Source organism: Halochromatium sp. (assembly GCF_054919635.1).
The window spans coordinates 1-4,678 of record NZ_JBUDPI010000303.1 but is presented as its reverse complement, the minus strand read 5'-3'; the positions used below and the strand labels follow the sequence as shown (position 1 = coordinate 4,678).

Below are 4,678 nucleotides of genomic sequence, written 5' to 3'. Positions count from 1 at the left end.
CCAGTTGGCATTCGCGCGCGCCTCGAGCCATTCTTGGTCGGTCCACTCGAAACCGCTCGGGGCATGCAGGATGCAGGCGTTATCCGGGCGCTCCTGGAAGGCGCTGGCATAGGGGTCGATCTTGACCATGGGCACGCCCTCGGCGGAGCGTAGCTCGAACTTGTACAGCACCGCGGGCTCCAGACCGGGGATGAAAAGCTCCCAGACCCCCGAGCCTGCGCGCACCCGCATCTGATGCTCGCGACCGTCCCAATTGTTGAAGGCGCCGACCACGCTGACCCGGGTTGCGCCTGGTGCCCAGACTCCAAACTGGAAACCGCGGATGCCATCGACCTCATGCTGGCGAGCACCGAGGAAGCGATAGGCATGCCAGTGGCGGCCCTCGCCGAACAGATGCAGATCGAAGTCCGCGATCTGTGGCTCGAAGCTGTAGGGATCGTGCTGGGTGTGGACCTGTCCCTGCTTGTCGTACCAGCTGATCAGATAGCGCTCGTCGACGGCGCTCGCTGGACCCTCCCAGACGAACAGGTCGGTGCCTTCGATGCGACTCAGCTCGATGTCGCCCTTGCCGATTCGCACTCGCTCGGCACGCGGAAGCAGTACCCGCACGATGGCTGTCCCATCGCCTTGTTCGTGGCGACCTAGGACCTCAAAGGGGTCGTAGTGTCGAGCCTCGACAATCCGCAGCAGGGGCTCGGGGAGGTCGGGGTAGCGGAGCTGACTCTCGGGCATGGCGTATCGGTATCCTGGGGTACTGTCCGAGCACGATGTTAACATAGCGCTGCGTTGACATAGCGCCGGGGCTGGCCGGCTGTGTAAGCTGATCAGTCTGGCATCCCTATTCCAGTTGGCGTTCGCGCCTGAAGGTCCAGCATGTCGGAAGCCAATCCCCGCTTCGTCAGTCGCCTGACGAGAAATACCTTGGCGCTCATCCTGGCCGGCGGTCGCGGCTCACGCCTGCGCCATCTCACGCAATGGCGCTCGAAGCCGGCTGTGCCCTTTGGCGGCAAGTTCCGGATCGTCGACTTTCCGCTCTCGAATTGCATCAACTCGGGCATTCGCCGCATCGGCGTACTGACTCAGTACAAGGCGCACTCGCTGATCTTGCATATCCAAAAGGGCTGGGGCTTTCTGCGCGGTGAATTTGGCGAATTCGTCGAGCTGTGGCCGGCACAGCAACGGGTGACGGAGACCGCCTGGTATGCCGGCACCGCGGATGCGGTATTCCAGAATCTGGACATCATCCGCAATCACGACCCCGAGTATGTGTTGGTGCTGGCGGGCGATCACATCTACCAGATGGATTATGGCCCGATGATCGCCCAGCATGTCGAATCCGGCGCCGATATGACCATCGGCTGCCTCGAGGTCGAGCGCGAGCGCGCCTCGGGCTTTGGGATCATCAGCGTTGACAGCGAACAGCGTGTGTGCGGCTTCGTTGAAAAACCGGCCGATCCGCCGTCGATTCCAGGTCGGGACGCTGTTGCACTGGCGTCGATGGGCATCTACGTCTTCAATCGCGACTTCCTCTTTGAGCAGGTTATCACCGATGCCGACCTACCTAGCTCAAGTCACGACTTCGGCAAGGATGTGATCCCGCGCGCGATCGAGCGCTATCGGGTGATGACCTATCCGTTCCGCGATCCGCACAGCGGGGCCCAGGCCTATTGGCGTGATGTCGGCACCGTTGATGCCTTCTGGGAGGCGAATCTGGAGCTGATCGGCGTGACACCGCCGCTCAGTCTCTACGATGATGAATGGCCGATCTGGACCTATCAGGAGCAGCTGCCACCGGCCAAGTTCGTCTTCGATGACGAGATCCGGCGCGGCATGGCGGTCGACTCGATGGTCTCGGGCGGCTGCATCATCTCTGGTGCGCTGGTGCGCCACTCGCTCCTGTTCTCGAATGTGCGCGTGCACTCGTTCGCGCATGTCGAAGACAGCGTGATCTTGCCGAATGTCGATATCGGCCGTGGCTGTGTGATCCGCCGCGCCATTGTCGACCATTGGTGCCGTCTGCCTGATGAGATGCGCATTGGTTGTGATCGTGCCGCGGACGAAGCAGCCGGCTTCTACGTCTCCGAGGGCGGCGTGACCCTGGTGACACCCGAGCTGCTTGGGCAGACCGTTAACCGGGTAAGCTGAATCGTCGCCGAGGCCGCAGGTCGTTGGCTAGCTCAAACACCGCGAAGCTGGCATCCTGATTAGCCTCTTCAAACGAGCCTGTAACCCGATTTCTGTCTCTTATGGATGATCTCCCCGCGACCGACTGTCTCGACCAACGCTGCGCCGGCGTCTTGTTGCATCTGACCTCTCTCCCTGGTGACGGACCCTGCGGTGATCTCGGTTGGGAGGCCTTCAATGTCGTCAATTTCTTGGCCGATGCCGGCGTCAGGGTCTGGCAGATGTTGCCCGTAGGGCCGCCACAGGCCGGCGATTCGCCCTATCAAACCAGCTCGGCGCATGCCGGCAGTGCTCGGCTGATCGGGCTTGAGCCGCTGGTCGAATGGGGCTGGCTGCCGGCCGAGCTCAGCAGCGCGGATGATGACGCGAGCAAGCGCGAGCGGCTGCATCAGGCGCACCAGGGCTTCTTGCGTGCGGCCTCGGACGAGGAGCGCGCCGAGCTCGATCAATTCTGCGAGGGGCAACGCTACTGGCTCGACGACTATGCGCTCTACCGCGCGATCCATGAAGCGCAACAGGCGCCCTGGTGGCAATGGCCGAAAGGGCTGCGCAACCGCGATGGGCGAAGCCTCGGCCAAGCGCGGCGACGGCTTGGCGAGCAGATCGATTACATCCGTTTCGAGCAGTTCGTGTTCTTTCGCCAATGGGACGCGCTGCGCGCGCATGCCAATGGTCGCGGGGTTCGGTTGTTCGGCGATATGCCGATCTTCGTCGCCCATGACAGCGCAGAGGTTTGGGCGCGGCCCGGCGATTTCGATCTGAATGCCGATGGCACCTGTCGGGTCGTCGCCGGCGTGCCGCCCGATTATTTCTCCGCGACCGGTCAGCGCTGGGGTAATCCGCTGTATCGCTGGGACGAGCTGGAGAAGAATGGCTTCCGCTTCTGGATCGATCGGATGCGCACCCAGCTGCGCCTGTTCGACATGGTCCGGATCGATCATTTCCGCGGTTTCGAGGCCTACTGGGAGGTCCCGGCGGCAGAAGAGACCGCGATGAACGGCACCTGGGTCCAGGCCAAGGGTGATGCCCTGTTCTTGCGCTTGCGAGACGAGCTCGGCGCCTTGCCGCTGATCGCTGAAGACCTGGGCGTAATCACCGACGAGGTCGATGCGCTGCGACGGCGCTATCGGATGCCCGGGATGAAGGTCTTGCAGTTCGCCTTCGAGGGCGGGCCTAGCAACCCCTATCTACCGTTCCACCATGGTCGGGATTCGGTCTGCTACACGGGCACCCACGATAACGACACCACCCTCGGCTGGTATCAGTCGCTGGACGAGGGGTTGCGACAGCATGTCGATGACTATCTGGGGCATTCGCAAGAGTCGATGCCCTGGCCGATGATCCGGGCCGCTCTGGCCTCGCGGGCTGACTTGGCCGTGGTGCCGATGCAGGACCTGATGGGGCTCGATACGCTTCATCGGATGAACCGACCCGGGGTGCCGAGCGGTAACTGGCGGTGGCGCTTTCAGTGGGATCAGCTCGATGATCAGATTGCGCAGCGGCTAAAGCATCTAATCACCATCTATGGGCGCCTTGAGGCGGCTGACTAGAGGTTGTGACGCTGGCTGCGGCTGCGGTGAATGCCTGTCGCGGGCTGGTGCTCCGTCGTCCAGCTCGGGGCCAGTCCGGTGAGCCTGCCTTGGCTGGCTCGACCGTGACACGTCATGCTTCTGCAATCAGACGGTCTTGGTCCCGCAACAGCATCGTCACCTTGGCTTGCTAGCCTTGGACGGCTTTACTGCAACCGGGGCGACTCTGCCATGCTCGTGACGACCAAACCCAGCCTCGCCGATCAGTTCGATCAGAAGGTGTTCGACGCCATCTATTCCCGTGCGTTGGTCTACAACACCTGCTGGGAAGATCCGGCCGTCGACCGATTGGTGCTCAAGATCGCACCCGATGACCAGATCCTGGTGATCACCAGCGCCGGCTGCAACGTGCTCGACTATGCGTTGGTGGGGCCAGCGGCCATCCATGCGGTCGACGCCAATCCGCGCCAGAATGCGCTGCTCGAGCTCAAGCTTGCTGGCATCCGCCGGCTCGAGTTCGACGACTTCTTCGCCGCCTTCGGCCATGGCCATCATCCCCGCTTTGAGCATCTCTATCGACGCGAGCTGCGGGCAGAGCTTAGCCCATTTGCGCGAGGTTTCTGGGACAAGCGCATCCGGTGGTTCGGCCATCCGCGTGGCAGCTTTTACTTCCATGGCCTCTCCGGCATCGTCGCCAAGGGTTTCCATGCCTATCTGCGGGTGCGGCCAAGGTTGGCGGCGAGCATCTCGGAGCTGTTCGAGACGCGCTCACTGGACGATCAGCGTCATGTCTACGAGACCCGGGTGCAACCGCTGATCTGGTCGCCCACCATCAACTGGACGCTCTCGAGACAGCTGACCATGAGCATGCTCGGTGTCCCGCATCCGCAGCGCAAGGAGGTGCAGGAGCAGCACGAGCGCGGTGGCGCCGGCGTTGTCCGTGAGTCGCTCGATTACTTCTTCCG

At 62.6% G+C, this 4,678-nt stretch carries 4 protein-coding genes; 3 read left to right on the top strand and 1 reads right to left on the bottom strand.

All coding sequences use genetic code 11. The annotated features are described in order from the left end of the window. Positions 1 to 732: GlgB N-terminal domain-containing protein (locus tag ACY693_RS15410; protein ID WP_462322698.1), on the bottom strand; the 732-nt coding region annotated here is incomplete at its 3' end. Positions 733 to 873: 141 nt separating this feature from the next. On the opposite strand from ACY693_RS15410, the gene glgC reads away from it, so the two are divergent. From glgC to ACY693_RS15395, 3 genes are all read left to right on the top strand, one after another. After that, positions 874 to 2,145, top strand: coding sequence for a glucose-1-phosphate adenylyltransferase (glgC, locus tag ACY693_RS15405; protein WP_462322697.1), 1,272 nt, complete (start codon positions 874 to 876; stop codon positions 2,143 to 2,145). A gap of 101 nt (positions 2,146 to 2,246) precedes the next feature. After that, entirely contained in the window at positions 2,247 to 3,734 is a 1,488-nt protein-coding gene (gene malQ, locus ACY693_RS15400) for a 4-alpha-glucanotransferase (protein WP_462322696.1), read from the top strand. Positions 3,735 to 3,944: 210 nt separating this feature from the next. Further along, positions 3,945 to 4,678 (top strand): DUF3419 family protein (locus ACY693_RS15395; RefSeq protein WP_462322695.1); only part of this gene is annotated, 734 nt, incomplete at its 3' end.

Coding starts and splice junctions, on each gene's coding strand:
- glgC (WP_462322697.1), top strand. CDS start 874: ATGTCGGAAGCCAATCCCCGCTTCGTCAGTCGCCTGACGAGAAATACC.
- malQ (WP_462322696.1), top strand. CDS start 2,247: ATGGATGATCTCCCCGCGACCGACTGTCTCGACCAACGCTGCGCCGGC.